The organism is Novosphingobium sp. Leaf2, from assembly GCF_001421325.1.
In the GTDB taxonomy this organism is placed as follows: Bacteria; Pseudomonadota; Alphaproteobacteria; order Sphingomonadales; family Sphingomonadaceae; genus Novosphingobium.
Genome location: NZ_LMJY01000022.1, coordinates 1 through 22,879 on the forward strand (window position 1 = coordinate 1; position 22,879 = coordinate 22,879).

The 22,879-nt window shown below is 62.0% G+C and carries 27 protein-coding genes and 1 tRNA gene; 17 read left to right on the forward strand and 11 right to left on the reverse strand.

The window, feature by feature from the left end; translation table 11 throughout:
* A partial coding sequence (locus ASE49_RS18985; RefSeq protein WP_156370370.1) for a helix-turn-helix domain-containing protein occupies nt 1-260 on the reverse strand: 260 nt, incomplete at its 3' end.
* Between the two features lie 92 nt (nt 261-352).
* On the opposite strand from ASE49_RS18985, the gene ASE49_RS16880 reads away from it, so the two are divergent.
* Nucleotides 353-1,225 (forward strand): hypothetical protein, encoded by an 873-nt coding sequence (locus tag ASE49_RS16880; RefSeq protein WP_056775305.1) that lies wholly within the window; start codon nt 353-355, stop codon nt 1,223-1,225.
* Nucleotides 1,226-1,264: 39 nt separating this feature from the next.
* Nucleotides 1,265-1,663 (forward strand): hypothetical protein, encoded by a 399-nt coding sequence (locus ASE49_RS16885; protein WP_056775308.1) that lies wholly within the window; start codon nt 1,265-1,267, stop codon nt 1,661-1,663.
* Between the two features lie 140 nt (nt 1,664-1,803).
* On the opposite strand, the gene ASE49_RS16890 is transcribed toward ASE49_RS16885, so the two are convergent.
* From ASE49_RS16890 to ASE49_RS16900, 3 genes are all read right to left on the reverse strand, one after another.
* A complete protein-coding gene (locus tag ASE49_RS16890) occupies nt 1,804-2,139 on the reverse strand; it encodes a hypothetical protein (RefSeq protein WP_056775311.1) in 336 nt (111 codons plus the stop codon).
* Nucleotides 2,136-2,885 carry a hypothetical protein gene (locus ASE49_RS16895; protein ID WP_156370371.1) on the reverse strand — a complete coding sequence of 250 codons (750 nt, stop codon included), beginning with the start codon at nt 2,883-2,885 and terminating at the stop codon, nt 2,136-2,138. The genes ASE49_RS16890 and ASE49_RS16895 overlap by 4 nt, the downstream gene beginning before the upstream one ends.
* Nucleotides 2,886-3,173: 288 nt before the next feature.
* Nucleotides 3,174-3,635 carry a hypothetical protein gene (locus ASE49_RS16900; protein WP_056775317.1) on the reverse strand — a complete coding sequence of 154 codons (462 nt, stop codon included), beginning with the start codon at nt 3,633-3,635 and terminating at the stop codon, nt 3,174-3,176.
* Between the two features lie 111 nt (nt 3,636-3,746).
* Between ASE49_RS16900 and ASE49_RS18405 the strand changes: the two genes are divergently transcribed.
* Together ASE49_RS18405 and ASE49_RS16910 are read left to right on the forward strand one after the other, a co-directional pair.
* Nucleotides 3,747-4,163 (forward strand): hypothetical protein, encoded by a 417-nt coding sequence (locus ASE49_RS18405; protein ID WP_156370372.1) that lies wholly within the window; start codon nt 3,747-3,749, stop codon nt 4,161-4,163.
* 193 nt (nt 4,164-4,356) lie between these two features.
* Nucleotides 4,357-4,887 (forward strand): hypothetical protein, encoded by a 531-nt coding sequence (locus ASE49_RS16910; RefSeq protein ID WP_056775324.1) that lies wholly within the window; start codon nt 4,357-4,359, stop codon nt 4,885-4,887.
* Here the strand turns inward: ASE49_RS16910 and ASE49_RS16915 are convergent.
* Together ASE49_RS16915 and ASE49_RS16920 are read right to left on the reverse strand one after the other, a co-directional pair.
* Nucleotides 4,884-5,441, reverse strand: coding sequence for a hypothetical protein (locus ASE49_RS16915; protein WP_162234271.1), 558 nt, complete (start codon nt 5,439-5,441; stop codon nt 4,884-4,886). The two genes, ASE49_RS16910 and ASE49_RS16915, sit on opposite strands and share 4 nt — an antisense overlap.
* Nucleotides 5,442-5,537: 96 nt before the next feature.
* Nucleotides 5,538-5,909, reverse strand: coding sequence for a hypothetical protein (locus ASE49_RS16920; RefSeq protein WP_156370373.1), 372 nt, complete (start codon nt 5,907-5,909; stop codon nt 5,538-5,540).
* Between the two features lie 221 nt (nt 5,910-6,130).
* Between ASE49_RS16920 and ASE49_RS16925 the strand changes: the two genes are divergently transcribed.
* Nucleotides 6,131-6,220 (forward strand) — tRNA-Ile (locus ASE49_RS16925).
* Nucleotides 6,221-6,549: 329 nt separating this feature from the next.
* Here the strand turns inward: ASE49_RS16925 and ASE49_RS16930 are convergent.
* The 4 genes from ASE49_RS16930 to ASE49_RS16945 form a co-directional block, all read right to left on the reverse strand.
* On the reverse strand, nt 6,550-8,946 hold the full coding sequence (locus tag ASE49_RS16930; RefSeq protein WP_056775332.1) for a bifunctional DNA primase/polymerase: 2,397 nt from the start codon (nt 8,944-8,946) through the stop codon (nt 6,550-6,552).
* Nucleotides 8,947-9,020: 74 nt separating this feature from the next.
* Nucleotides 9,021-9,224: a helix-turn-helix domain-containing protein gene (locus ASE49_RS16935; RefSeq protein ID WP_156370374.1), complete on the reverse strand. Its 204-nt coding sequence runs from the start codon at nt 9,222-9,224 to the stop codon at nt 9,021-9,023.
* 136 nt (nt 9,225-9,360) lie between these two features.
* Nucleotides 9,361-9,588, reverse strand: coding sequence for a helix-turn-helix domain-containing protein (locus ASE49_RS16940; protein ID WP_056775337.1), 228 nt, complete (start codon nt 9,586-9,588; stop codon nt 9,361-9,363).
* 106 nt (nt 9,589-9,694) lie between these two features.
* Nucleotides 9,695-10,888: a tyrosine-type recombinase/integrase gene (locus tag ASE49_RS16945; protein WP_056775339.1), complete on the reverse strand. Its 1,194-nt coding sequence runs from the start codon at nt 10,886-10,888 to the stop codon at nt 9,695-9,697.
* An 841-nt stretch (nt 10,889-11,729) separates the two neighbouring features.
* On the opposite strand from ASE49_RS16945, the gene ASE49_RS16950 reads away from it, so the two are divergent.
* The 12 genes from ASE49_RS16950 (at nt 11,730) to ASE49_RS17005 (ending at nt 22,020) form a co-directional block, all read left to right on the forward strand.
* Nucleotides 11,730-12,830: a glycosyltransferase gene (locus tag ASE49_RS16950; protein WP_056775342.1), complete on the forward strand. Its 1,101-nt coding sequence runs from the start codon at nt 11,730-11,732 to the stop codon at nt 12,828-12,830.
* The gene (locus ASE49_RS16955) at nt 12,823-13,779 is read left to right on the forward strand and encodes a glycosyltransferase (protein WP_235523041.1); all 957 of its coding nucleotides are present in this window, start codon (nt 12,823-12,825) and stop codon (nt 13,777-13,779) included. The genes ASE49_RS16950 and ASE49_RS16955 overlap by 8 nt, the downstream gene beginning before the upstream one ends.
* On the forward strand, nt 13,776-14,819 hold the full coding sequence (locus tag ASE49_RS16960; RefSeq protein ID WP_056775349.1) for a hypothetical protein: 1,044 nt from the start codon (nt 13,776-13,778) through the stop codon (nt 14,817-14,819). The genes ASE49_RS16955 and ASE49_RS16960 overlap by 4 nt, the downstream gene beginning before the upstream one ends.
* Nucleotides 14,816-15,949, forward strand: a complete 1,134-nt coding sequence (locus tag ASE49_RS16965; RefSeq protein ID WP_056775354.1) for an acyl-CoA dehydrogenase family protein — start codon at nt 14,816-14,818, stop codon at nt 15,947-15,949. The genes ASE49_RS16960 and ASE49_RS16965 overlap by 4 nt, the downstream gene beginning before the upstream one ends.
* Nucleotides 15,943-16,614: a PIG-L deacetylase family protein gene (locus ASE49_RS16970; RefSeq protein WP_082456551.1), complete on the forward strand. Its 672-nt coding sequence runs from the start codon at nt 15,943-15,945 to the stop codon at nt 16,612-16,614. The genes ASE49_RS16965 and ASE49_RS16970 overlap by 7 nt, the downstream gene beginning before the upstream one ends.
* Nucleotides 16,611-17,198, forward strand: coding sequence for a class I SAM-dependent DNA methyltransferase (locus ASE49_RS16975; protein WP_056775356.1), 588 nt, complete (start codon nt 16,611-16,613; stop codon nt 17,196-17,198). The genes ASE49_RS16970 and ASE49_RS16975 overlap by 4 nt, the downstream gene beginning before the upstream one ends.
* The gene (locus tag ASE49_RS16980) at nt 17,195-18,031 is read left to right on the forward strand and encodes a glycosyltransferase family 2 protein (protein ID WP_200922082.1); all 837 of its coding nucleotides are present in this window, start codon (nt 17,195-17,197) and stop codon (nt 18,029-18,031) included. Before ASE49_RS16975 ends, ASE49_RS16980 begins: the two co-directional genes overlap by 4 nt.
* A gap of 72 nt (nt 18,032-18,103) precedes the next feature.
* Nucleotides 18,104-18,949 (forward strand): oxygenase MpaB family protein, encoded by an 846-nt coding sequence (locus ASE49_RS16985; protein ID WP_056775362.1) that lies wholly within the window; start codon nt 18,104-18,106, stop codon nt 18,947-18,949.
* Between the two features lie 127 nt (nt 18,950-19,076).
* Entirely contained in the window at nt 19,077-19,256 is a 180-nt protein-coding gene (locus tag ASE49_RS16990) for a hypothetical protein (RefSeq protein WP_056775365.1), read from the forward strand.
* A gap of 179 nt (nt 19,257-19,435) precedes the next feature.
* Nucleotides 19,436-20,011: an SRPBCC family protein gene (locus ASE49_RS16995; RefSeq protein ID WP_056775368.1), complete on the forward strand. Its 576-nt coding sequence runs from the start codon at nt 19,436-19,438 to the stop codon at nt 20,009-20,011.
* Nucleotides 20,011-21,210: a zinc-dependent alcohol dehydrogenase gene (locus ASE49_RS17000; protein WP_056775371.1), complete on the forward strand. Its 1,200-nt coding sequence runs from the start codon at nt 20,011-20,013 to the stop codon at nt 21,208-21,210. The genes ASE49_RS16995 and ASE49_RS17000 overlap by 1 nt, the downstream gene beginning before the upstream one ends.
* Before the next feature lie 9 nt (nt 21,211-21,219).
* On the forward strand, nt 21,220-22,020 hold the full coding sequence (locus ASE49_RS17005; protein WP_056775374.1) for an SDR family NAD(P)-dependent oxidoreductase: 801 nt from the start codon (nt 21,220-21,222) through the stop codon (nt 22,018-22,020).
* 385 nt (nt 22,021-22,405) lie between these two features.
* Here the strand turns inward: ASE49_RS17005 and ASE49_RS18410 are convergent, their stop codons facing one another.
* Nucleotides 22,406-22,861, reverse strand: a complete 456-nt coding sequence (locus ASE49_RS18410; protein ID WP_156370375.1) for a hypothetical protein — start codon at nt 22,859-22,861, stop codon at nt 22,406-22,408.
* Nucleotides 22,862-22,879 lie beyond the last annotated feature (18 nt).

Genomic DNA, 22,879 nt, shown 5'->3' on the forward strand with positions numbered 1-22,879 from the left:
CCAGAAGAAATCCGCCATCCGCCATACCTCCTTGCTGGAGGATGGTGAATCATATCCCGGCGCTGCTGGGAATCCTGTTTATGGGTCCGGACCCTAGCCAAACGGCCAATTACTGCGACCGATGGATTTCGCCGACTGGCCTCGATCCCACGCAGGTAGGTGACATCGATATCTGAATCGTGCGCGAGCTGCTCTTGGGTGAGGTCGCACGCCACCCGCAGCCTCCGCACGTTTGCTCCGACGATCGCGTTCCAGTCCATCGACCAGGTTGGAGCCCGGCGGGACTATAATCTCTAGGGACTATAGTCCCTATTCAGATTGACACCGTGGATTGTGTGCGCAACGTCGCAGCATGTTCCATCTGTGGGCCCCTGAGCACTCGGTGCTGCGCGAGAAGGTGATCGAGCACGCGTTCCTCGCCGAGCTCTCACGCAGCCTTCTGCTCGAACTAGCCATGCCCTTCGAGGTCCTGCGGTCCGAGTTCGACGCGTTCGGCTACGACATCGTGATCGACGCGAATGGCGTCCTGCGCCATGTCCAACTCAAGGCGTCCACTACCGGTGGCGCCCGTGCTCACGTTGACGTCCAGCTTGCACTCGCGGCCAAGCCCGGAGGCTGCGTCGTGTGGGTCTTCGTAGACCCGAAGACGCTGCGGCTCGGACCGTTCCTCTGGTTCGGCGGGGCACCGGGCGAGCCGCTGCCGTCGCTCGGTGACAGGGCGGTACGCCACACTCGCGGCGATAGCGAGGGGACGAAGAAGGTACGGGCGGGGCTGCGGCGACTGCCGAAGGGATCGTTTGTCCGCTTCGAGGAGATCGGCAATCTTGCCAAGGCCATGTTCGGACCCGGCGAAAATGACCACGCGGCCCTGCTCGCCGCACATCTAGCCTCGCGCGCGGCTGAGGTGGATTGGCCTGCGCTGCGCGGCGGGCTGACCTGGGTAGCGTCCGAGCGAATGGCGTACGTCATCGACGGGTTCGAACTGGCGCGAAAGGCAGGGCTGGGCGATCCGTTCGCCTTCGCTGACCGGATGCGGGCGACGGCCATGCGGTGCGGAGAGTGGAGCGGCACGGCGTTGGAGCTTTGGGTGGCACTGTTCATGGAGCACCGTCGAGCTCGCGTCCAAAGCCAGGGCCTCATCGGGCTCGACGCCGTGGTGCCGGAACTGCCAATGCTCGACGAACTCTGCGATGCGCTGACGAGCGCGCTGACGGCGGGCTGCTAGTCCGCTCTGCCGGTTCAGCGATCGGAACAAGCAGGTTCTATGGCCCGCATGAAAGAACTTTCAGCAGCAGTTACCGGCATCAGGAAAGACCGCGATGTCATGGTCCGTTATGAGGTCCACCGGATGCGTGAGCCCGGTCAGAAAGGCGCAGCGCGTCCACCTCTGGTCGAGGAGTTCTACGGTCTCGACAGGGCGCGTCTCGCCGCTCTCGGATACGGGCTCGAAGGTCCGACGGGCATCGGCGACCGCTTCACAGGTTTGATCCAGATAGTGCAGGTCCTCTACACGTCTGGCATTCGCTGCCGGTCGAAGATAGTCGATGAGGTGGACGAGCGCGTGGCGTCGCGCCTGCTGAACGAGGTCAGGTTTCCCCGTGCGAGCGAACTGGCAGTGCGGGTAGCGAATCTGCAAGCCGAAATCGATGCATTGATCCCGTAGTCCGGTGCCTCATCCAGTGCCCGATGTGGAGCTCCGGCCACCAAGCCCTTCTTCCCGAATGGGATTGGGGCAACCGGACAACTGATCCCACATCAGAAGGCAAAGCCCCCAAGCCGCAAGTAGCGACTTGGGGGCTTCGATCATTCCGTGAGCCAGTCTTCCAGGTCTGGGTCGGGCAGCAGTGCGATGCCCGCATACGGCTTCGCCAGGTTTTCGTCCTCGGGCCAGTACTCATCCCGATACCACCAGGCCATCGTGTGGGCGTGGGAGTAGGGGCGCCTTCTGAGCCGACGGCTATAACCGAGCGCCTCCAGGTCAGCCGTGATGACGATCTGGTCTTCAATGCCCAGACCGTTCGGATCAAAGCCGAGCAAACCGTAGGCCATGGCAGGGAACACGATCTGTCGAGCCGCGAGGAGGTGCCGGAGTTCGCGGCGCCTTGCGTCGACTGACGCTGGCTCGCTGGATAGCCTCATTCTGCGACCTCCTCGTCGTCTTCAACGCCGTGGTCGGGCGCGTATGCGCCGATCTCCCGCTCGTGCTTCTTCAGCATTGCGATCTCCAGCGACCTCTGGGCGTTGCCCTTGCCGGTCGTGGCGATCTGCTCATCTTCCAGGGCCTCTAGGACGCGGCGCTCCGCCTCGACCATGGCCTGTGACAGCTCCCGGTGAAGCTCGCCGCACATCACGTCGGCCAGTTCACCCGCAGAGAAAGGGCGCTCGGCGCGAGGGAGGTCGGCCACGCGACCGCAGAGGGCGGCGCCGAGATCCTTGTCCTTCTGCGCGGCGGCGTACTCGGCGAGGCTGGCGAGCTCGGCGGGGCCAGAGCCCGCGATCTGCTGCATGATGCGGCTGCGCCGCTCCGAGCCCAGGGTCTCACGGGTGAGCATCTGGACCGGCGAGCGGTAGTGAGTGGAAGCGGATTGGACCGACTGGCGAAGCTGCTCCAGCTCTCGGGTGAGCAGCTTACGGGGCTCGGCGGTCTCCCGGATCAGGTCGGCGCGGTGGCCGCTCACCGACTTGTTGATTACCGACGTGCGATCCCTGGCGTCGAGGCCGCGGAGGGAGCGCTCCACGCTTGCCCTGTGCGACTCGACCTGCTCGCCGATCCTGGTCAGAATGCTGGCGTGCCTGGTGCGGTTCTGCTGGATGCGGGTGATCGTCGATCGGATGTCGGTGGGGCTCAGCCAGTTCGAGCCAAGCTTGGCGCGCGGTGCGGGCATGGTATTCTCCTCAAGGTTCAAAGCATCTCGCCTGAAGCTCGTGGACTCGACCATGCCCGGGCGCAGCCCAGAACGTCCGCCATCGCGGACTAAGGCCGAGGCGCACGAGCCCCGGTGGAAGACACGAGTTTTAGTTGGGCTAAGGTGGCGGCGATCTGGACCAACGTTGCGGCCCCGAGTGATCCCGGATGACCAGTGCCGGTGCGTGGCGCGGTGCTCCTAGACAAGCGACCGGGCTAAGGCGCTGGGTCGGATGGACTTCTGCCCCTCCGACCAGCCAATCTTCGGTTAGGTGAGAGCTGCCTTGCTGTTGAGTTGGCTCAGGGTGTTCTGAGCGAGCGACTTCAGTGCGTCGAGGTCGCCCACTGCAGAGAATAGTGCATCGACACCGCCCGTCGCATCGGCCCGAAGCATCCTGCGGAAGCGTCGAAGAGCAAACTCGTCGAGGTACTGGTCAAGCCCGGTCGTCTCCAGCCGCTTGAGGCGGTGGGCGTCGTCCATTGGCAGGTTGTCCTCGACCGTGCAAAGGAGCCCGCAAAGCAGCCTCAGCTCCTCCTCGCTGCGCCCCTCCTCGGTCAGCCACGCCTCAAGGTGCGGCGCGCCGTCGTCCATGATCGGCCGCAGGAGGCGGTAGGCCGAGGCGAACGCCTCGACCGGCACGGTCACCACCACGTTCACCGAGCCGCCCTCAAGAGCGGCACGCCCCAGCGCGTCAGGGTCTGCCAGTCGTGCGATTGCATCGTAGGTCATTTGGTCTTCCCTTCTCTGTCCAAGATCGGACGACCAGCTCCAATAAGGGCAAAAGCCCACTCGGCTACAACTACTTGACTACCAGCAGGCACTGATGATCAAAAGTGTCCAATGGACCAAGGAAGAGACGACTACCCGGAATGGCTGAGAAAACAGCGAGGTGTCAGATACCGGGGACAAGTCCAGATTCCATCAGGTTTCTGGAACCGCACCACGCTTATCAGAAATTACGCAAACGATCTCATTGCAGCTGGCCAGCCCGTCACACTTGAGGTGATTCGGAAAATGCTTCGATATGTCGACCGGGGATACAGCCTGAAGGCAGACCAGATCAGTCGAGCACTGCGCAATCGCTATGCCGATGAGACGGTCCCCAGATACACCAATTCCACTACCGTGGTCATCGAAGGCCAGCAGCACCGCAGCATCCGCGCCGCAGCAGAAGTTCATGACGTCTCGCCCCAGACTGTCATCAACCGGATCAAGTCCAAAGATGCGAAATGGAAAGGGTGGCGGCGAGCCGAATGAGGGGAGTTTCGGTGCCCGGACCAGTGCCCAATTGCATGCTTGGCCGCTAAGCCACTGCTTTTGAAACCTTTCGGGTGATCCTACCCATCAATCACCGATCAGAGGACCGAATCGGAAACGTCTGAATCATTTGAGTTTGACCTTGTGATCTAAATGATCCAGAAGGCGATTGCCTGATACTGGAGATTGCCCCATGACCATGCCTGCCCTGATCGACACACGCGAGGAGCTTCGAGATAACACGTTCCGGTTCGCGAAAGATGCACCCGGTCTCGCGACCAAGCAGTCGACCATACGCGACGCCATTGGGAACGGCTGCTCGCACGCCGTAGAGTGGGTCGCATTCCAGGATGACCCTGGGGACTGGAAGGTCGCGTTCTGCAAGTTCGCCGGCTACAACGGCCTTACCTTCAAGACTTACGACCAACTCCGGCAGACCAATCTCACCGGCACTGACACCAAGCGCCGCGTCGAAAAGCTCGGCGGTACTTACTACGGCGTCGGCGCTGATGCAGGCGTTCCTTCGAACCACCCGGCCGTTGGCGCGGTGAAGGCGATGTGCAGCCTCTTCGGGAAGGCGCCGAAGCGCACCGCTAAGGTCAGGGTCTTCCCGGTCGATGCGCGCCCGGCGGCGATGGATATCCTAGCCGCCGCCATCCGCGCCGCCAAGCTCAGCGACGTAGAGCTGACGCGCCTATTCGCAGAGGTGAAGGCGGTCGCCTAGCTCGGCAGGTCGCCCGGAAATAGTCGCTGCATAGCCATCCCGTCGCCAAGGTCGGTACGGGTGCGCATCTCGCGTTCTACGGGCCCCTCGGCGGGCCGCTCTCGATAGATTGACTGCTGAGCCGCCGCGGCGGCCTCCCACTGGTCGAGGGTCGTAGCGGCGGGCAGCAGCAGGACGCCGCCACCCGGGCTCTCGACCTTGAGCCTCGCGTCGTCGCGGTCACGCCAGCCGTGGCGTGCCTTCGCCAGGAAGATCGCGGCGACCGTGTCGCCCTTGCGGGCCAGCTCCATCAGGATGTCTCGGAGCTCGGTCTCCTCGAATGACCGCTGCGCCTCGACCTCGGCCTGGAGGTCAGGATCGTCCGCCATGAGCCGCTTGAGGGTCGGCACGGAAACCGACAGGGCGCGGGCGATCGCGGCCAGTGGGTAGCCGTCCAGAAGGGCGACCTGCACCAGGGCCCGGTTCTCCGCGGACAGCTTCGCCTTGTTGTGCGGCTCCATGGTCAGCGCGGGCCTCTCCGGCGCCACGGATTTGCCGAAGCCGGGTTCGTCCAAGGGGTCAAGCCCAAGGCGCTTCGCTCGTTTTTTCGGTGATCCAGCCATGGCTCACACATGCGCTGCTCGCCCGCGCGGGCAAAACCAGCGCTGTCCTCAGAGCTTGCGTAAGTGCTCCTTCAGACGGGAGTTTAATTCAAGCTTCGCTATCGGCAGCTTGGCGCGAACATCGCCGATTTGGGTATCGTCGATGGCGTATTCCACATACTTGGGGCGCTCAGGGATTGGATATCTAGGCACATGCACCCTGTAGACATTGCGCCATGCAATGGATTTCCAAGCCGCGTCGGGTCCGATATCGTCAGGATCAAACGGTCGCCATACTGCGACGGTCCCGTAGTCTACGCTCACCGTCCCGAATTGCACAAGCTGCTCTGGGATGCGACGCACTGAGTAGACAACCCGCAGCTTTGCTGATGGAGAGCCATCCAGGCAAACCGGTTGAGTGTTGTCGATGTCTCCTCGCAACCATCCCTCCATCTCATAACATCGGGTGATTGCAGACGCTCTGTCCGGTGTCCAGTGAGGTGTTTGATGCTCATTGTTCCGAAAGAGCGCCGCATTCACAAGTGCTTAGAGGACCGCCCCATCGAACATGCAATCAGTAGGCCGACAAAACGCAGGCTATTGATCTCTCGGTCGGCTGTGCCTACAATCTGGTTTCCCCACAGTAGCGATACTGCGGATATGGAGGGTTGGCTGAGTTGGTTTAAGGCACCCGATTGATACTCGGACGTGCGCCTCGCGGCGTACCGCGGGTTCGAACCCCGCACCCTATTCTAGAAGCCCGCTCCAGCTTATTTTGCTGTTGAGCGGGCTTCTTCAATTTAGGCCCTACGCGCGCGGGCGCGTTTTCGGGACGGACACAGAGGAAGTCAGCTTAGTCTGCGAGGACTGGAAGTCCCTTCGCCGAGCCGCCCTGTCTCGACCAGGGTCGGTCAAGACAGGGTCCGAAATGGCAATACGACAGGGGGGGCTCATACATTGCTCAGATTTCATGTTTTCTAATACGTTCTATTCGGCTTTCAGCAGCGTAACAGGGCTTTGGCTATAAGAAAGCATTAGGCAACGCTATATCCGATAGACGTAGTTAGAAGCCCCGTCTTGCCTAGCAGTCAGGCCCCGTCTTGTTTGCGAGATAGGCTTTCTCTCGTTCGGCAGGCTTCCGCACGGACCATTCGTCAGTGGGTGGCGAGTAGATCGTGAAGCCCGCTCCGTTCGTATTGCGGGTGCGTTTGAAACCTTCCGCCTTGAGCCACTTGCTGACGGCGTCGACGAGCTTCCCGTCCTTGGCATCGAACTGGTCGAGGCCATTCGTCCTAACGAGCGCCAGGACATCCGACGAGGTAAAGAGCGAGCCGAGATCCCCGATGACCCGCGACAGGCCACTGAAATTCACGGGGGCGCCGTGGTCGGCCTCCAATCCCTCTCGGATTATGCTCCGCTTTGCATCCGTCATCGGCGGGTCGCTGTCGTAGCTGACGTGACCTACGCCAGCCAGATCGATGCCCTCTTCCTCGTAGACCCGTCTGTCTGCGGACCATACGTTGATTAGCCACCAAGCTACTGCGGCCATGTCCTCCTTGCTGGAGTAATGCCGTTTCAGTCGCTGGAAGATAGGCCCTTTCTCGTCGATCGTAGCTGGCGTCGGACGCAGGTAGCAGATGCGCCGCTCGTCGTCGTCGTCACCGCCCGCCGGAATGTAGAACTTCATGTCAGGATTGCGATTGACGATGTAGTTCGTGCCATTAGGCACCTTGAGTTCGCTTTCGCCGTTCATGGGCCTAATTGCTATGTAGTCGTCGGTGATCGCGGTCTTCATGCTCTCGTATGCTTCCTTAGCATCGGACCACTTGTTGAAGCCAATCTCTTCCCCGAACAGGTTCGCAGCGCCGACCTTCCAGCGGTCAAACTTGTCCTTCATCTGCGTGATCCCGAAAACGCCGCAGTTGCCCCATCCAAACAGGGTTTCAAATCCGCCCTTGAGCTGGCCCTTGCCCACGCCCTGCACGCTCTCGATGACTAGGGCATGCCTGATTTTCCTGCCTGGCTCGATGACCCTCAGCGCCAGTTCGTCGAGCAGGATTTCCTGCTGACGCTCATCGTCGGGAAACCACCTGCGCACCTCCTCTCGGAACCAAGCATGGTCGCCCTCCTGAGGCGCGAGCGTCGTGTCGTACCAGGTGTTGAGCATGTCGGCGCTGTGACCGCTTCCCAGTTCCGCTTTCACGATCCGAGGCTTTCCGGGGAACGCCGCAGCCATGTAGACGTCGGGGATTTCGATGCCGCTCTTGCCCCTGGATATAGCCTGCACCAGAGAGCCGCGACCGCCAGACCGCGCCCACCCTGGCCCATGCACGACCTCCATGTTACCGGCAAAATACCGCTCGCCGGATTCCACGTTGAACCACTTGCTGTCGGCCAGGCTGTAGACGAAAGAGCCGTTCAGGAACCGTGCGTACGCGTCTGCGTCTGCTGCCTGTCTCAGCTTGCGCTGCGCCCCTTTCTCGGCCTTCGCCTGCCTGGCCTTCGCGGCATTCGCCTGACGCTTAGCCTTCACTGCGTCCACTTGCATGGGCAGGCAAACGGTCATTTCCTCGGCGCCGTCGGGAAAGTCGAGCAGAGCGCTCAGTCTAGCGGCCTCTACATCGTGCCCGTGCTTCCGCAGCTCGACGGCAAGCGTGCCCGCGGTGATACGGCCACCCTTGCTGTCGGAGCGGAAGCTACGCCACCTTGCCGCGTTCTTTTCCCGATCACCTAGGTAGCGGAAATCACCGTTCGACCAGTCGTCGAATTCAGCCTGCGCTTGGCCCCCGGTTGCATGGTGAGATGCCATGGCGACACGCAGCCAGTCCTCGTTGCTCGCGTAGTCTTCGATTGGGAGGCAATTGAGCACTACTGCAAGCTCCTCCGGCGTTAGAACGCCAAGCTCAGACCCCTCGTGGTCAACCGAGCGCGTCAGGAGCTTCAGGAGGGCGTCGGGGATCATCGGTGCCTCGCGGCCGAGAGGAACGCCGAGAGGATCCCACTCGTACGTCAGGCCGGTCTCAGGATGTATAGACCCCGGTGCCACGACGTATCCGCCGTGCTTCTTTACGTCCATGCCAGGGTAGCCGTGCACGACGCCTGTAACCTGCGCGCCTTCGGGTAACCGCATGTAGATGTGGTAACCTCCAGCGCCAGTGAGCACCGTGGGAAAATTCGCCAGGTCGATCCCAAGATCATTCTGAAGGAGTTGCAGTCTGTTCGGTCCCTCGAAGTTACGGGGGTCTACGTCTAGGACCACGTCATTCGCACCGAGCCTTACTCCGACATTGCCTGCCGCGCCCTCTAGACGCAGCTTAGCCCCATCGCCGCTCATCGGCTGCTGCTTCCGCCAATAGCCGGTGGGCAGTTTGCCATTGAGCGGGATCAGTTCGAACCCCGCATCGATTAGAGGCTCTAGCTGGAGGAATACTGGCGGCGAAGAACTCACTTCAAGCGTATTCGCTATATTGTCAGACACACTCAATTCCTAGTGCAATGGGTTGATACGCTGTCTGTCATTTCGGGCGGTCCCAATCCCATTCCCAAGCCCACTCAGGGGCGCATCCGAGTCGTGCCGGATGCGCCCCTTTCCTTTTCTTTGAGATAGGCACCGATCTCCGAACGCGCGTACAGGACGAACTTGCCCTTCTTCGCGTAAGCCGGACCCTTGCCCTTGCACCGCATCCACCGAAGGGTGCCTTCTGTCTTGTCTAGGAGTATGGCCGTCTCCGCGGCCGTCAGGAATTCATCGAGCATAGGTGCTGCGTCCCGTAGTCGTGCCGCGCTTGGCGGGACCACCAAGACGCCTGTATGGGTATGGCGTAGCATGCCCTTCTGAACGCGAAGTTGAGGACCAGCGGACAGCTAGAAAAAAGTTTGCCTGCGGGCTGAGTCAGCCGCGGACGAAGTCGTCGAGATTGTCGACGTGGTAACGGATCAGCCGATCTTGCACGACATGGTAGCGCGGGCCTTTGCCCGATGCCCGCCAGTTCTTTAGGGTTCCTGCGGTCGAGCCCAGGTACGCTGCTGCCGCATCGGAGTCCAACCAGGGACTGGCCGGGCGAGACAGCTCCTCGCGGATAACCGCACGAAGGGCTTCGAGGTCGATCGATGTGGACACTTGGAGGCTCCTGAGCGCAAAAAGAAAGGCCGGACGCGCGCGCGCACCCGACCTTCAGGTGGGACTTCAGTCCCCGATTAGCTCTGGATTGCCGCCGTCTGGCCCATCAGTCCGGCGCAGCCTTGACCAAGACAAAGCCCATCGGGTCCACTGCCTGCCCGTTTGGCAATTCGGTGAAGGTAGCTTGAGCGGCGAAGACAAGGTCCTCCAAGGACTGCGCGTGCGGGCGAAGCTGCTCGACGAGGTGCTCGGCGTGGACGTATCCACCGGAAGCGCCCGGCAGCTTCTGACCGAGGAGCAGGGCGCTCTCCGCGTATGGGACGCCCGCGGCGATGTAGAGCGTCCGCGCGTGATGGCGGTATTCATGTGGGCTCGGAAGGCCATCCTCACGAGGCTCCATGACGTGGCCGGTCTTGCTACCTGCCGACGGCCATAGCCATTCGCTGCCGAGCGGTCGATCAGCCTCCATTCGCGCTGCAAGGACCGCCGCCAGTTCCGTCCCGATAGGGACGTGCATGGCCTCGTCGCTCGTCTTCATGTGGGTCAGGGTAAGGATGCCCGCCTTGAGATCGACGTCTCGCCGCCGCACGTTGAGGATCGATGACCGGCGAGCGCCGGTCAGCAGCATGGCCAGATGCAGGTCCCGGCGCATTGGACTTATCTGGTCCACGTCCGTCCACCACGCCGCCAGGTCGAGCGGCGCTACCTTACGGCGCTTCGTCGAAGGAACGTGCAGCGCGGCAACCGGATTGCTGCCGAGAGTCTCATCGATCCTCATGGCCGTATTCACGACCGCCCGCAGTGTCCGCATCACGCTCGCCGCAGTGGTCTCCCCGTGCTTGCGCTTCAGGTCGGCATAGAGGTCCCGAACCATCTGGCGCGATATGTCCGCCACGGCCCGCTTCCGCCAGTGCTTGAGATAGTGATCCAGGTGGTACCGATAGCCCTCCTCCGTACGCGGGCGATGGGGCTTCTCTTCGAGGTGGGCGTTAAGTGCCCGCTCCAGGGTGATCCCCGTCTCGGCTGGGCCCTCCGTCGGATCGATGCCCGACTGGATCTGAGACATCAGCGACTTCGCCTTGTTGCGCGCCTCGCGCAGTCCGATCCGATCGCACCGATCGATCTTTGCCCGCACCGTCCTAATGTGGCGGCCGTTCCGGCGGACATCGCCTTGGACGGCGTAGGAGCGAGTGGTCTTGTGGCAGATCACCATCAGACCCTTCACCTGCTCGTCCCGGTGGATACCGGAACCAAGGGGTAGATCTCTGATCCTGGCTTCTGTAAGATTGAGTACGGCCAAACGACATCTCCTGTAAGCACCGCGTCGAGCACCGTACGGTCGCTATCCTCTGCAACCGCTGATTGACGCTGAATGACTAGATGTCGCGGTTTTACGTGGCCGGGAGCCGCTTGATTACCCTGATTGGCTCAGAATTACTCAATTGCGCTGAACTTTTAATCAGTAGGTCGCTGGTTCGAACCCAGCAGGGCTCACCATAATAATTATTATAAATCATGAACTTAAACACAACTAAAGGCTGAGGGAAACGCCTGAGGAAGTATCGCGTGCCGAATAGGCACCGAATTTCAGCGGCTGGGCTTTCCCTTCGGACCTTCGTAACGGAAAGATTGACCGCTAGGCATCCCTAGATGGGGTGGGCACGAATGCGATGACGCTACAATGTCAATGCGTGCACGTGCGTTGATTTGGAAAACACAATATAACATCTCGCGGGCGGTGCGTCGGTGGGATGTGGTATGTACTCCAACCAAACCGACGACCGGGCATGCGACAAACTGCCATGAATAAATCGTTCTGACGCAGGTTAACGGGTTGACGATCCGACGCAACACGAACGAGCCGGCCAAGTTCCTCGACTGATCAGTACACGAGGATGCGCATGGCAAAAACGCCAACCGGATTTACGTCGCGAACGGCCAGGCCTGCGGGTGGCGTGGCTACCGACTTCATAAAATTCGATAGTGGTGCACTAGCGCCGCTTATGGCGCGAGTCGTGCCGCGCGAAGACGATCTTCCTTTTGCGTGCCAGGCGGTTCACCGTGGCAGCGCCTTGAGCAGAAGTGTGTATCCGGGTGCCGGCACCGGATTGCCTTCGGTGCGTTCGTCAGGCTCGCACGCTTTGCGGATCGGCATCATCGCGCATCTCAAATATCCGATCGCCCAGCCGTTCGCGGGCGGTTTGGAAATGCATACGCATCTGCTGGCGCGAAGCTTGCGGGAGCGCGGCCACGAGGTAACGGTATTCGCCTCTTCGTTATCGGAAAAGACGCTTGGCGTGGAGCCGATCTGCGAGGCGACGGCATTGGCCAAGGTGGGTTTGGCCGAAGCGCATGACGCTGCCTTCTTCAAGGAGCATCACGCTTACCTGACGTTGATGAAGGGTCTGCGTAGTCGAGACTTCGACGTGATCCATAACAACTCGCTGCATTATCTACCTGTGTCCATGGCCGACACTCTGCCGATGCCGATGGTCACCACCTTGCACACGCCGCCGTTCTGCTGGCTGGAAAGCGGTGTGCGCTTATGTTCGGCCCCGAACCACAGCTTCGCCGCAGTCTCCCGCTCCGTTGCCGACCTGTGGGCTCACGTCGCATCCGTAGACCAGGTGATCCTCAACGGGATCGATCTGAACCAGTTCGCTTTTCACCCTGAGCCTGACATCGACCCCTATCTGGTCTGGTATGGCCGGATCGTACCCGAAAAAGGCCTTCACCTGGCGCTTGAGGCGGCGCGGTTGATAGGCATGCCACTGCGCATTGCCGGACCGATCCTTGACCATGACTATTTTCAGTCCTGCATCCAGCCCCATCTTGGCAGCGATGCCATCCATGTCGGCCATCTCGATCATGGCGATCTCGCGCGGCTGGTCGGTGGGGCGCGCGCCTTTTTGTGCACCCCGATGTGGGATGAGCCCTATGGCCTTGTCGTTGCAGAGGCGTTGGCCTGCGGGGTGCCGGTGGCGGCGTTTGCGCGTGGTGCGATCCCGGAAATTCTGGATGACAGTTGCGGCGTCCTTGCCATTCCTGATGACGCCGCCTCGCTGGCGGCGGGGGGGCTGGCGGCGGTGTCTTTAAACCGATGGGATTGCCGTCTCCGAGCGGAAGCCGCGTGTGATGCGCAGCGCATGATCGATGGTTACGAGGCGCTGTATCACCGCCAGATCGCGACGAATGCCGATCTGGCTGACACCGCCCTGGCGGTGACGGCGCTGCATGGCTGAGGGGCACTTCGCAGCAACGTCGCCGGTCGTCATGGATATATGCGTGTGCATTCCCGCCCGCGACGAGGCGCAGCGCCTGCCGGTGCTGCTGGCGGCACTTGCGCAACAATCTGTGCCAGGCACGATCCCGGTGGCAATCGCGCTCAACAATACCACGGACGACAGCCGTGCAGTAATCATCGAGGCGCGTTCGGCATACTCGGGTCGCCTGGATATCCGTGTCAGCGATGTCACGTTTCCGCCTGCGCTTGCGCATGCCGGATCGGCGCGACGGTTAGCCATGGACGCCGGGCTAGCCGTTCTGGGGTCAGCTGCAACCGGAGTCCTCGTCAGCACCGATGCCGATACGCGTCCGCCCACGCAGTGGCTTGAGGCTATCGGCCGCGCCTTTGCGCGGGGCGCTGATCTTGTTGGCGGGCGCATTGTGATCGATCGCAGCGAACCTGTTCCGGACACCGTCACCGCCTTGTGCAGAACCTGGGACGCCTACTGGCAAGCCGTTCGCGCTATCGAGGATGATCTCGACCCGGTGCCCTGGAACCCGCCACCGCGCCACGGCGATCATACCGGCGCATCCCTTGCGATCCGCGCCAGCCTTTACCGGCAATGCGGTGGGGTGCCGCTGCGACGGACGGGCGAGGATCGCGCGCTGGTGGCTGCTGCCGTCGCGTGCGGGGGCAGGCTGGCGCATCCTGTGGACGTATTCACGCATGTGTCGCCGCGCCGCGAAGGGCGGGCGGACGGGGGGATGGCGGCGGCCATGCAGGAGATGCACGAACTAGCCGATAAGGGCACCGCTCCTTGCGCGCCGAGCTATGAGCATTGGCGGGAGCGGGCCATCTGGCGCCGGCGGCTGCGAAGTCAGCCCGATGGACAAGCCAGAATTGCCCGCGAGGAACCTCTGCTGCCTGCGATGCCGTGTGACATGGTGCTGGAGGAGAAGCGGTGAGCGGCAGGCCCATCGGCTACTATGTCCATCATCACGGCGCGGGCCATCGCAGGCGGGCAAATGCAATTGCGGCGGCGAGCGATCGCCGTATCGTGCTGCTGGGCACCAACATCGGCGATGCCGGGATCGATCTTGCCGACGACCGACCGGCTTCCGGCGCGTTTGACGGCATAGACTGCACATCCTCCCGGCCCAACGCGCTGCATTATGCGCCGGTGGACCATGACGGTGTGCGTTCACGCGTAGCGCGCATCGCCGGTTGGATCGCGCAGGAACGCCCCGCGCTGATGGTGGTCGATGTTTCCGCCGAAGTAGCGATGCTGGCACGGCTTGCATCGGTGCCCACGGTCTATGTGCGCCTTGCCGGGGAACGGGGGGATGTGGCGCATGGCGAGGCATTTCGCGGCGCAACCGGGCTGCTGGCGCCGTTCCATCCTGCCTTCGAAACTGAGAGCACGCCTGACTGGGTGCGCGAAAAAACACTGTACGCTCAGGGCATTGCCTGCGCGCCCCCGGTGAGCAAACCGGCCGAGCGATCTGTTCTCGTCGTATTTGGGCGCGGTGGTCGTGGGGGTGACGGGGCGCGGATCGCGGAGGCGGCGCGGGCCTGTCCCGCTTGGACGTGGCGCGTGATCGGGCCCGCTACCGCGCCAGCAGATATACCGTCCAACCTTGTGTTCGCAGGATGGGTGCCGGCGCCCGAAGCAGACATTGCCGGCGCCGCCATCGTGATCGGCGCGGCAGGCGATGGTCTGGTCAATGCGGTGATGGCGGGCGACCGGCCGTTCGTGTGCATACCGGAAGAGCGCCCTTTTGGTGAGCAGCATGCTACCGCGTGTGGCCTTAAGGCGCTGAACGCTGCCATCGTGCTTCCCGAGTGGCCCGCCGGGGTGTTCTGGAACCGCATTCTCGACGACGCGCTGGCCTTGCCGCCTGCAGCCCGTCGCCCGCTGCAGGACCGCGACGCAGCAGGCAAGGTCGCGCGGTGGCTGGCGCTGCTCGTGAGCAACCCCGCACCACCACGGAAGCATTGCGCATGAGCCTGTCTCCACTTTCTCATCGCCATCATCCGCAAAGTTCGGTCGCGCGCGCGGCAGCCATTGCTGATCGTCTGACAGAGCTTGGCGCGCGCTACGACGCCGCGCCGGTATTTCCGCAGGAGAGCATGCGCTGCCTGGCCGCAGCCGGCCTCCATCGTGATTTCGCCGCACCGGCCAGTGGCGGTATGGCATTTGCCGATGCCGCGCAGCGTTGCCAAGCGCTGATGGACGTGTTGCGGATCATCGGGCGCGCGGATCTGAGCGTGGGCCGGCTGTTCGAGGGCCACGTCAACGCGTTGGCGCTGTTCGCGTGGTATGGTTCGCCGGCACAAGCGGCGCAGCTTGCCGGCGAGCTGGATGCCGGTGCCTTTTACGGCGTATGGGCCACCGAGCCGGCGCCCGGCGTTTCGATAGACGTCAAACTGGGTGGGGGCCACGCGCTGAGGGGCGCAAAGAGTTTTGCCAGTGGCGCGGGGGGGCTGGCACGCGCGATCGTCACCGCCAGGCCGGCGGCTGGTGATCGCCAGCTGGTCCTGGTGGACGCCAACGATGCCGCCCGCGCCGACCTGTCAGGCTGGCGGGTCCGGGGCATGCGGGCAAGCATCAGCGGGGTGTATGATCTGACCGGAGTGGACGTTCGCGCCGATGATCTTCTGGGACATCCCGGAGACTACGATCGCGAACCGCGCTTCACCACCGGGGCGTGGCGCTTTGCGGCTGTGCAACTGGGCGGCATCGAAGCGCTGCTTACCGAGACGCGGGCAGCCATGTCCGAGGTGGCGCGCACCGATCCGTTGCAGAGGGCCAAATTCGCCAAGTGCGTCGTCGCTGCGCGCACGGCGTACTTGTGGGTGCGCGAATGTGCGGCGCGCGCGGCGAATGATTCCATCGACGGGCCTGCGTTCGCCCGCCTGACGCGCGGCGTGGTGGAGCGAGCGGGGCTGGACGTCATGGAACTGGCCGCGCGCATGATCGGGACACGCAGTGCCATGGACGGCCAGCGTATTGACAAGATCATCCGCGATTTGTCGCTCTATCTGCGGCAGAGTGGGCCGGACTATTCGCGGGATCAGGCCGCCCTGACCTGGCTGGATCACGACGCCTGGGGCGAAGGCGATCTTTTATGGTAGCGGCTTTGCTCACCGCGCGCCCTTGGCGTTTCCTCCGCTGGCTGGTGCTGGCGCCGCACCCGGACGACGAAACGCTGGGCGCAGGTGCGCTTATCGCGCAGAGCGCAGCCAACGGGTGCCTGGCTGCGGTGGTGTACCTCACGGACGGGTCAGGCTCGCACGACAAACCGGCGGGCCACATTATCGCCGTGCGCCATCGCGAAGCTGCCTGTGCCGTGTTCCGCCTGACCGGTAGCCGCAAACATCGCCCGCTTCACCTGGGATGGAAGGACGCAGCGCCCTTCGTACCGGGCAGTTTCGATTTTGGGCGCGCCGTGGCAAAGCTGGCGGCGCTGTGTCGTCGTCTGCGCGTCGACGTGATCGCCGTCACCGCCTTGCACGAACCGCACTGCGATCATGCCGTAGCGGCCCAGCTGGCCTACGCCGTGCAGGGTTGCGCCAGGCGGCGTGTGAAGGTGGCGGAATTCTGCGTGTGGGCACACATGCCGCTCGCCCGCCGGTTTCGCGCGGTGCGATCCCGCAGCATGCCTGCTGGCAAACGCCGCCATGCCTTGCGCGCGCATCGCAGCCAGTTGACGGCGTCGCATGGTCCCGGTTTTCGCCTTTCGGCCGAACAACAGCGGATGCCGGCGCACGACACCGTGTATGTGCGGCGGTTTCCATGAGCCGTAGTCGATCCAGCCTGCCACCGGACTATTTCGAGGCCATGTTCCAAGGTACCCCGGATCCTTGGGATCTGGAAACCAGTCCTTACGAGCAAGCCAAGTATGCGCATACCGTGCAGGTGCTGAATGACCGGACATACACCGCCGGCTTCGAAGTCGGCTGTGCCAAGGGCACACTTACCGCCAGACTGGCCCCGTTGTGCGCCTCGCTTTGGGCCATCGATGTCAGCGGCACGGCCCTGCGCGCGGCGCGCCGTCGCTGCGTCCATATACCGCATGTTGCGTTTGCAAACATGCGGTTTCCGGCGAGCGCACCGGATCGCATGTTCGATCTCATCGTGCTGTCCGAAGTGGCGTATTACTGGGCGGACCTTGATATCAAAGCCGCTGCTACATGGATCAAGGGTCATTTGGTCCCTGGCGGCCGCATTGTGCTGGTGCATTGGACGGGCAAGACGGATTATCCGCAAAGCGGGGATGAGGCCGTCTCGAAGCTGCATTCGGCTTTGAGCCCTACGGTCACTGTGGACATCATGGAGCGCCGCCCGCGCTATCGCCTCGATCTGTGGCGCCGGACCGCGTGAGCGTCAGCGTTCTCACAATCGTGCGCAACCGGGCCGGGCATCTTGCGCAATTGGTCGAAGGCCTGCGACGAAGCCGTATCGCGCCGCGAGAGCTGATCGTGGTGGACATGGGCAGCGATCCGCCCATCCATATCGAGAGCCTGCCGTTTCCGTTTCAAATCGTGCAAATGGCGGCTGCGGGGTTACCTTTGGCCGCTGCCCGTAACGCTGCTGCGCGCCGGGCGACGGGCGACATGCTGCTGTTTCTGGATGTCGATTGCATTCCGATGCGCGGTCTGGTGGGCGCCATCGGGGCGGCGCTTGAGGCTGAGGATGCGTTGATCTGTGCGCAGGTTCTCTATCTCGGACCAGACGATGCGCGCGGTGACTGGCGAGAGGCTGATCTGCTGGCGCGATCCTCGGGCCATCCGGCACGGCGTTTTCCAACCGAGGGTTTGCGCCGGGAAGCCAATGCCGGCCTGTTCTGGTCGCTGGTGTTCGCCATACGCCGCCAGCGTTACCACGTCCTTGGCGGTTTCGACGAGGCGTTCACGGGGTACGGCGCCGAAGATACCGATTTCGGTTTTCGGGCGCGGGAAACGGGGCTGCCCCTGTTGTTCATGGGCGGGCCGGGGGCATTTCACCAGCACCACGAAACATTCGACCCCCCCTTGCAGCATTTTGAAGACATCTTGCGCAATGCCCGCAAGTTTCAGGAAAAGTGGGGCATTTGGCCGATGGAAGGGTGGCTCCACGGCTTTGCCGATCGCGGCTTAATCGCGTGGGACAACTTGAGCCTGAGGCGGGTGCGCGCGCCGTTCGAAAAAGAGATCCAAGCCGCGCGCATCGGATAGTTGCCGCGCTAACACCTATCCGCCAGTAACACCCGCGCAGGAGCCATCGCGATGGCGGCACGTTGAAGCCGCATGAGCGAAAGAAGCACGACAGCAAACCCGCTAAAGCGCGCGATTCGCCAGCATGTCGTAGACATGTTTAACGCGCGCGAGCGGGGCGAGGCGCCGGTCGTCAGAAGCGGCGATGCCATGTTCGCGCCAACATCGGTCGCCTGGCGGGTTCATGGCGATGTCACCGCAATGATGGCCGGCGGCATAGCCAGCCTGTTGATGCAGATGCTCCATCCAAGGGTATTGGCCGGCGTGTGGGACCATTCCAATTTCCGAGCCGACATGCATGGCCGGCTGCGGCGAACCGCGCGTTTCATCGCTACCACCACCTACGCAGACCGGGTGGAAGCTGAGGCTTTGATCGCACGCGTACGGTCGGTTCATGATCGCGTTCATGGGCGGCTGCCGGATAGCACGCCGTATGCCGCGAACGACCCGGCGCTGCTGGCGTGGGTGCACGTCACCGAAGTGCGTAGCTTCCTGGCGGCCTGGATCCGCTATGGCGAGCCTTGGATGTCGCGCGCCGACCAGGACCGGTACATCGCGGAAATGGCAGCGATAGGCGGCGCCTTGGGTGCACAGCCGCTGCCGCGCACGGTGAGGGAGGCGGATCGCCTGATCGCGACGATGCGCCCGGCGTTAAGCGTGGATGCGCGCACGCGCGAGGTTGCCGACATGATCTTGCGTCCTCCCGTATCCGATCGCTTCGCTGCCATCCCAGGCAGGCTTGCAGGGGAGGCCGGGGTGGATCTGCTGCCGCGCTGGGCGCGCGACCTGCATGGCCTTTCGTCCTCACCCATGCGCGCCTCTTTGGTGCGGGCGGGCACCCTCGGCGTCGCGGGCACGCTGCGCTGGGCATTTCGATAAGGGATACCGGGAGGGTCGGAAAGTTACCTTCGATTGCCTTCACGGAACGCACACCGTTGCCGGAAGATTCCTTGATGTGAACGCGGCGCCATGCGCGTCCCGGTTTGTCCAAATCAAGGAAACAGCCATGTCGAACAGCGATCCTGAAACCCCCCGCGGCCCGATGGGTGACGCGCGCCCGGACTCATTCGACCCGCACAAGCAAAACGAAAGCGCGCAAAAGCCGGCAAAACTGAAGGATCGCGCGTTGGGCAGCACGGTTACGCCGGAAGATTATCCTGAGGAGCAGCGCGCCAAGGGCGCGTGAGATGCCCGCCTCGGGTGGTAGCTTTGGCGGTACATGGCAAAAGGTAACCGCCAGTCTTCAGTAGAGTTAACTTGCGATATTCACCGGCGACGGCTTGATGTCTGGGGTGTTCCCCCTTCCTATAAATTGCCGTCTTGTAAATACAGACCCGGTAATTATCCAATACATGGAGAGCATTAATGGCAACCGTTAAAGACGATTCGCCAATCATTACGGATAAATCGCAAGCGACACGTGACGCCGATAATGGTACAGGGGAGCAAATAAAGGGGGAAACGCTGATCGGTAGAACTGTAACGATCAACCGCCCCCGTGCAGAGCTTTACGCCTATTGGCGTGACTTCGCACAATTACCCACCTTCATGGATAATGTTGAGCGGGTCGACGTCCTTTCGCCTACACGGTCGCATTGGGTGGTCAAGGGGCCCGCCGGCACCTCCGTCGAATGGGATGCCGACATTATCGAAGAGCGGGAGGGCGAACTCATCGCCTGGGCATCTGCGGAAAATGCGGATGTGCCCAACAGTGGCCGCATCGCGTTTCGAGACGCCGGGGACCGCGGCACGATAGTTACCGCCACGATCGTGTATGATCCGCCCGCAGGCCTGGTCGGCAAGCTGATCGCCAAAATGTTTCAGCGCGAGCCCGCCATCCAGGCCCGCCGCGACCTTCGGCGTTTCAAGCAACTGATGGAAGCGGGTGAAATCGCGACCTCGTCGCGAACCCGCAAGCAACTTGAAGAGGAAAAAGCCTGATGCGCGCTCTTACCTGGCACGGCAAGCACGACGTGCGCGTCGATACCGTCGATGATCCCGAAATCCTCAATCCACGCGACGCGATCATCAAGATCACGGCAACCGCCATCTGCGGCTCCGACTTGCACCTCTACGACGGCTATATTCCGACCATGAAAGCGGGCGACATCTTGGGCCATGAGTTCATGGGTGAAGTTGTTGAGACCGGCGCGCAATCTACGCTCGCCAAGGGGCAGAGGGTGGTCGTGCCGTTCACCATTGCGTGCGGCAGTTGCTACCATTGTGGCAAACACCAGTATTCCGCCTGTGACAACGGCAATCCGGCCGACAACCAGGACATCGGTATGGAGCTGTATGGTCAGCCGATGTCCGGGCTGTTCGGCTACAGTCATCTGACCGGCGGGTATGCCGGCGGCCAGGCGGAATACGTGCGCGTGCCGTTCTCCGACGTGGGGCCCATTGTTATTCCAGATGGGCTCGACGACGAAGAAGTTCTGTTTCTGTCTGATATTCTTCCCACTGGCTGGCAGGCTGCCGAGAATGCGGATATCGAGCCTGGGGACACGGTCGCGGTCTGGGGCTGCGGACCGGTCGGACTGTTTGCGGTACAATCGGCGTTCCTGATGGGAGCCGCACGCGTGATTGCGATCGACCATTTCCCGCACCGGTTGGAACTGGCCAAAAGGTTTGGGGCCGAGACGATCAATTTCGAAGAGACCAAAACGTATGAAGCGCTGGTGGAGATGACTGGCGGGATCGGGCCCGATGCAGTGATCGACGCAGTTGGCCTCGAAGCGCACGGCTTTTTCGTGGATAACGTGGTGGACCAGATCAAGGCGTCCCTGATGCTGGGGACGGATCGCATCCATTCGATCCGTCAGGCCATAGTCGCGTGTCGGAAGGGTGGCCGCGTATCGATGCCCGCTGTCTACGGCGGGATAGTCGACAAGTTCCCGCTAGGGGCTTTCATGGAGAAGGGTCTGACGCTCAAGACCGGACAGACCAGCGTGCAGCATTATATGCCGGCCTTGCTCAATGCGATCGTCGAAGGGAAGATCGACACGACATTCCTGATCTCGCACCGGATGGGCCTGGAAGATGCGCCCAAGGGCTACAAGATGTTCCACGATAACCAGAACGAAGTCACCAAGGTCGTACTCAAGCCTGGCTTCACCGATACCGCCATTGCAGCTGAATAGGAGGGCGGCGTGAACAACCCATTTGCGATTGTAACCGGTGCCTCCACCGGCATCGGCTTCGAACTGGCCAGCATTGCTGCGGAAAATGGCTATGACCTTCTCGTCGTTGCCGACGAAGACCTGATCGAGGCAGCGGCGCAGGACTTTCGGCGTCACGGCGTAGCGGTCGATACGTTGCAGGCCGATCTGTCGACGCTGCAGGGCGTTGATGCCCTGTTTGCCGCTGCTGGCGGGCGTTGCGTAGATGTGCTCTGCGCGAATGCCGGGCGAGGGTTGGGGCATGGCTTTCTGGAACAGGACGTGGCGGATTGGCGCCGGGTCATCGATACCAACATCACCGGTACGTTGTATCTGTTGCAGGGCGTGCTCAACGACATGGTGGCACGCAATGACGGTAAAGTACTGATCACCGGGTCTATCGCCGGCTTCATCCCCGGGAGCTTCCAGGCTGTCTACAATGGCACCAAAGCGTTCGTTGACAGCTTTGCCGATGCGCTACGCGATGAGATAAGGCAGGCCAAGGGTGTAACCATCACTACGCTTATGCCCGGCCCGGTCGAGACCGAGTTCTTCGATCGCGCGCACATGCTCGATACCAGCGTGGGGGCGGCTGACAACAAAAGCGATCCCGCCGACGTCGCCAGAAACGGTTGGAGCGCGATGATGAAAGGCGACGCTCATATTGTTTCCGGGTGGAAGAACAAGATCCAGGCGGCCCTGGCCCATGTCAGCCCCGCGGCCATTCTGGCAGAGCGACATCGTAAGATGGCCGAGCCAGGCACCGCTGAAAAAGATGGCGATAGTGCGTGATGGATTGACCGTACGCGAGCGCCCAAAGGTCTTTTCCCCGCTTCAATAGGCCATCTCGTGGTTCACGACTTTTGGCCATGTATGTCATTGACCAAGGTCGAAAGCGACAGGTCGGTCTTCGATGCGATCCCATGTCGATATTGAGCAATGCCACGCGCTGCGTTCCCAAGTCGTGCCGCTGCGTCATCGGTCCCAGCGTTGTCTTCGTGACCTGCGTCCCAACCGCGCCGGAGTCATCTTCTGGGTTCATTCGCCTAGTCCCAAGCCAGTACGACCCGGCCATTGGCTGGAATGCCGTAATCGATCCGGTCGGCGGTGCTTGCGTGAGGCTGTACGGCGTCGCAGCCCACGATGCTGAGCCGAATTTCGGGCAAAATCCTGCGCCTCAGGCGTACAAGGCTGACCCCGGCACGACATGTCTCCCGCCGTCGAGTGTCAGTGTGAGGGTTCGATCACCAGTGCGCTCACGCGCCCGGACGAAATGATCGCAATAAAGGTGGAACGGTGCGCCTTCGACGTTATGGAAAGCCCGTGTGGCGAAGACGAATGCGGCACCGGCTCCACAGACTTCCTGACAAACCTGACCGGTGAGCTGGCCATCGGGATAGATGTCCTCCCGCGGGAATGAGAGCTTGCGGTCTATATGACCGTTAGAATCTCGCTGTTCCGGCGAAAGCGCTTTAGCCGGTAGAGCATCGGGATAGTAATACCATGTCCGGTCAAGGGCGTATTTGCAATATTCGGAAATCAGCATTCGAACAGCTGGTTCCAGGGCCAGGCCTCTGTCATCCAGATAGTATTCAAACGCGGTAAAGGAATCGAAACATTCGTAGATCGCCATATATGGCGCATTCTGCAG

Excerpts from the sequence above, each read along its gene's own strand:
- ASE49_RS16910 (WP_056775324.1), top strand. The coding sequence starts at position 4,357 with ATGACCATGCCTGCCCTGATCGACACACGCGAGGAGCTTCGAGATAAC.
- ASE49_RS18410 (WP_156370375.1), bottom strand. The coding sequence starts at position 22,861 with ATGGCGATCTACGAATGTTTCGATTCCTTTACCGCGTTTGAATACTAT.
- ASE49_RS17000 (WP_056775371.1), top strand. The coding sequence starts at position 20,011 with ATGCGCGCTCTTACCTGGCACGGCAAGCACGACGTGCGCGTCGATACC.
- ASE49_RS16975 (WP_056775356.1), top strand. The coding sequence starts at position 16,611 with ATGAGCCGTAGTCGATCCAGCCTGCCACCGGACTATTTCGAGGCCATG.
- ASE49_RS16880 (WP_056775305.1), top strand. The coding sequence starts at position 353 with ATGTTCCATCTGTGGGCCCCTGAGCACTCGGTGCTGCGCGAGAAGGTG.
- ASE49_RS16935 (WP_156370374.1), bottom strand. The coding sequence starts at position 9,224 with ATGCTCGATGAATTCCTGACGGCCGCGGAGACGGCCATACTCCTAGAC.
- ASE49_RS16965 (WP_056775354.1), top strand. The coding sequence starts at position 14,816 with ATGAGCCTGTCTCCACTTTCTCATCGCCATCATCCGCAAAGTTCGGTC.
- ASE49_RS16970 (WP_082456551.1), top strand. The coding sequence starts at position 15,943 with ATGGTAGCGGCTTTGCTCACCGCGCGCCCTTGGCGTTTCCTCCGCTGG.
- ASE49_RS16885 (WP_056775308.1), top strand. The coding sequence starts at position 1,265 with ATGGCCCGCATGAAAGAACTTTCAGCAGCAGTTACCGGCATCAGGAAA.
- ASE49_RS16890 (WP_056775311.1), bottom strand. The coding sequence starts at position 2,139 with ATGAGGCTATCCAGCGAGCCAGCGTCAGTCGACGCAAGGCGCCGCGAA.
- ASE49_RS16900 (WP_056775317.1), bottom strand. The coding sequence starts at position 3,635 with ATGACCTACGATGCAATCGCACGACTGGCAGACCCTGACGCGCTGGGG.
- ASE49_RS16995 (WP_056775368.1), top strand. The coding sequence starts at position 19,436 with ATGGCAACCGTTAAAGACGATTCGCCAATCATTACGGATAAATCGCAA.
- ASE49_RS16895 (WP_156370371.1), bottom strand. The coding sequence starts at position 2,885 with ATGCCCGCACCGCGCGCCAAGCTTGGCTCGAACTGGCTGAGCCCCACC.
- ASE49_RS16990 (WP_056775365.1), top strand. The coding sequence starts at position 19,077 with ATGTCGAACAGCGATCCTGAAACCCCCCGCGGCCCGATGGGTGACGCG.
- ASE49_RS16955 (WP_235523041.1), top strand. The coding sequence starts at position 12,823 with ATGGCTGAGGGGCACTTCGCAGCAACGTCGCCGGTCGTCATGGATATA.
- ASE49_RS18405 (WP_156370372.1), top strand. The coding sequence starts at position 3,747 with ATGGACCAAGGAAGAGACGACTACCCGGAATGGCTGAGAAAACAGCGA.
- ASE49_RS16985 (WP_056775362.1), top strand. The coding sequence starts at position 18,104 with ATGAGCGAAAGAAGCACGACAGCAAACCCGCTAAAGCGCGCGATTCGC.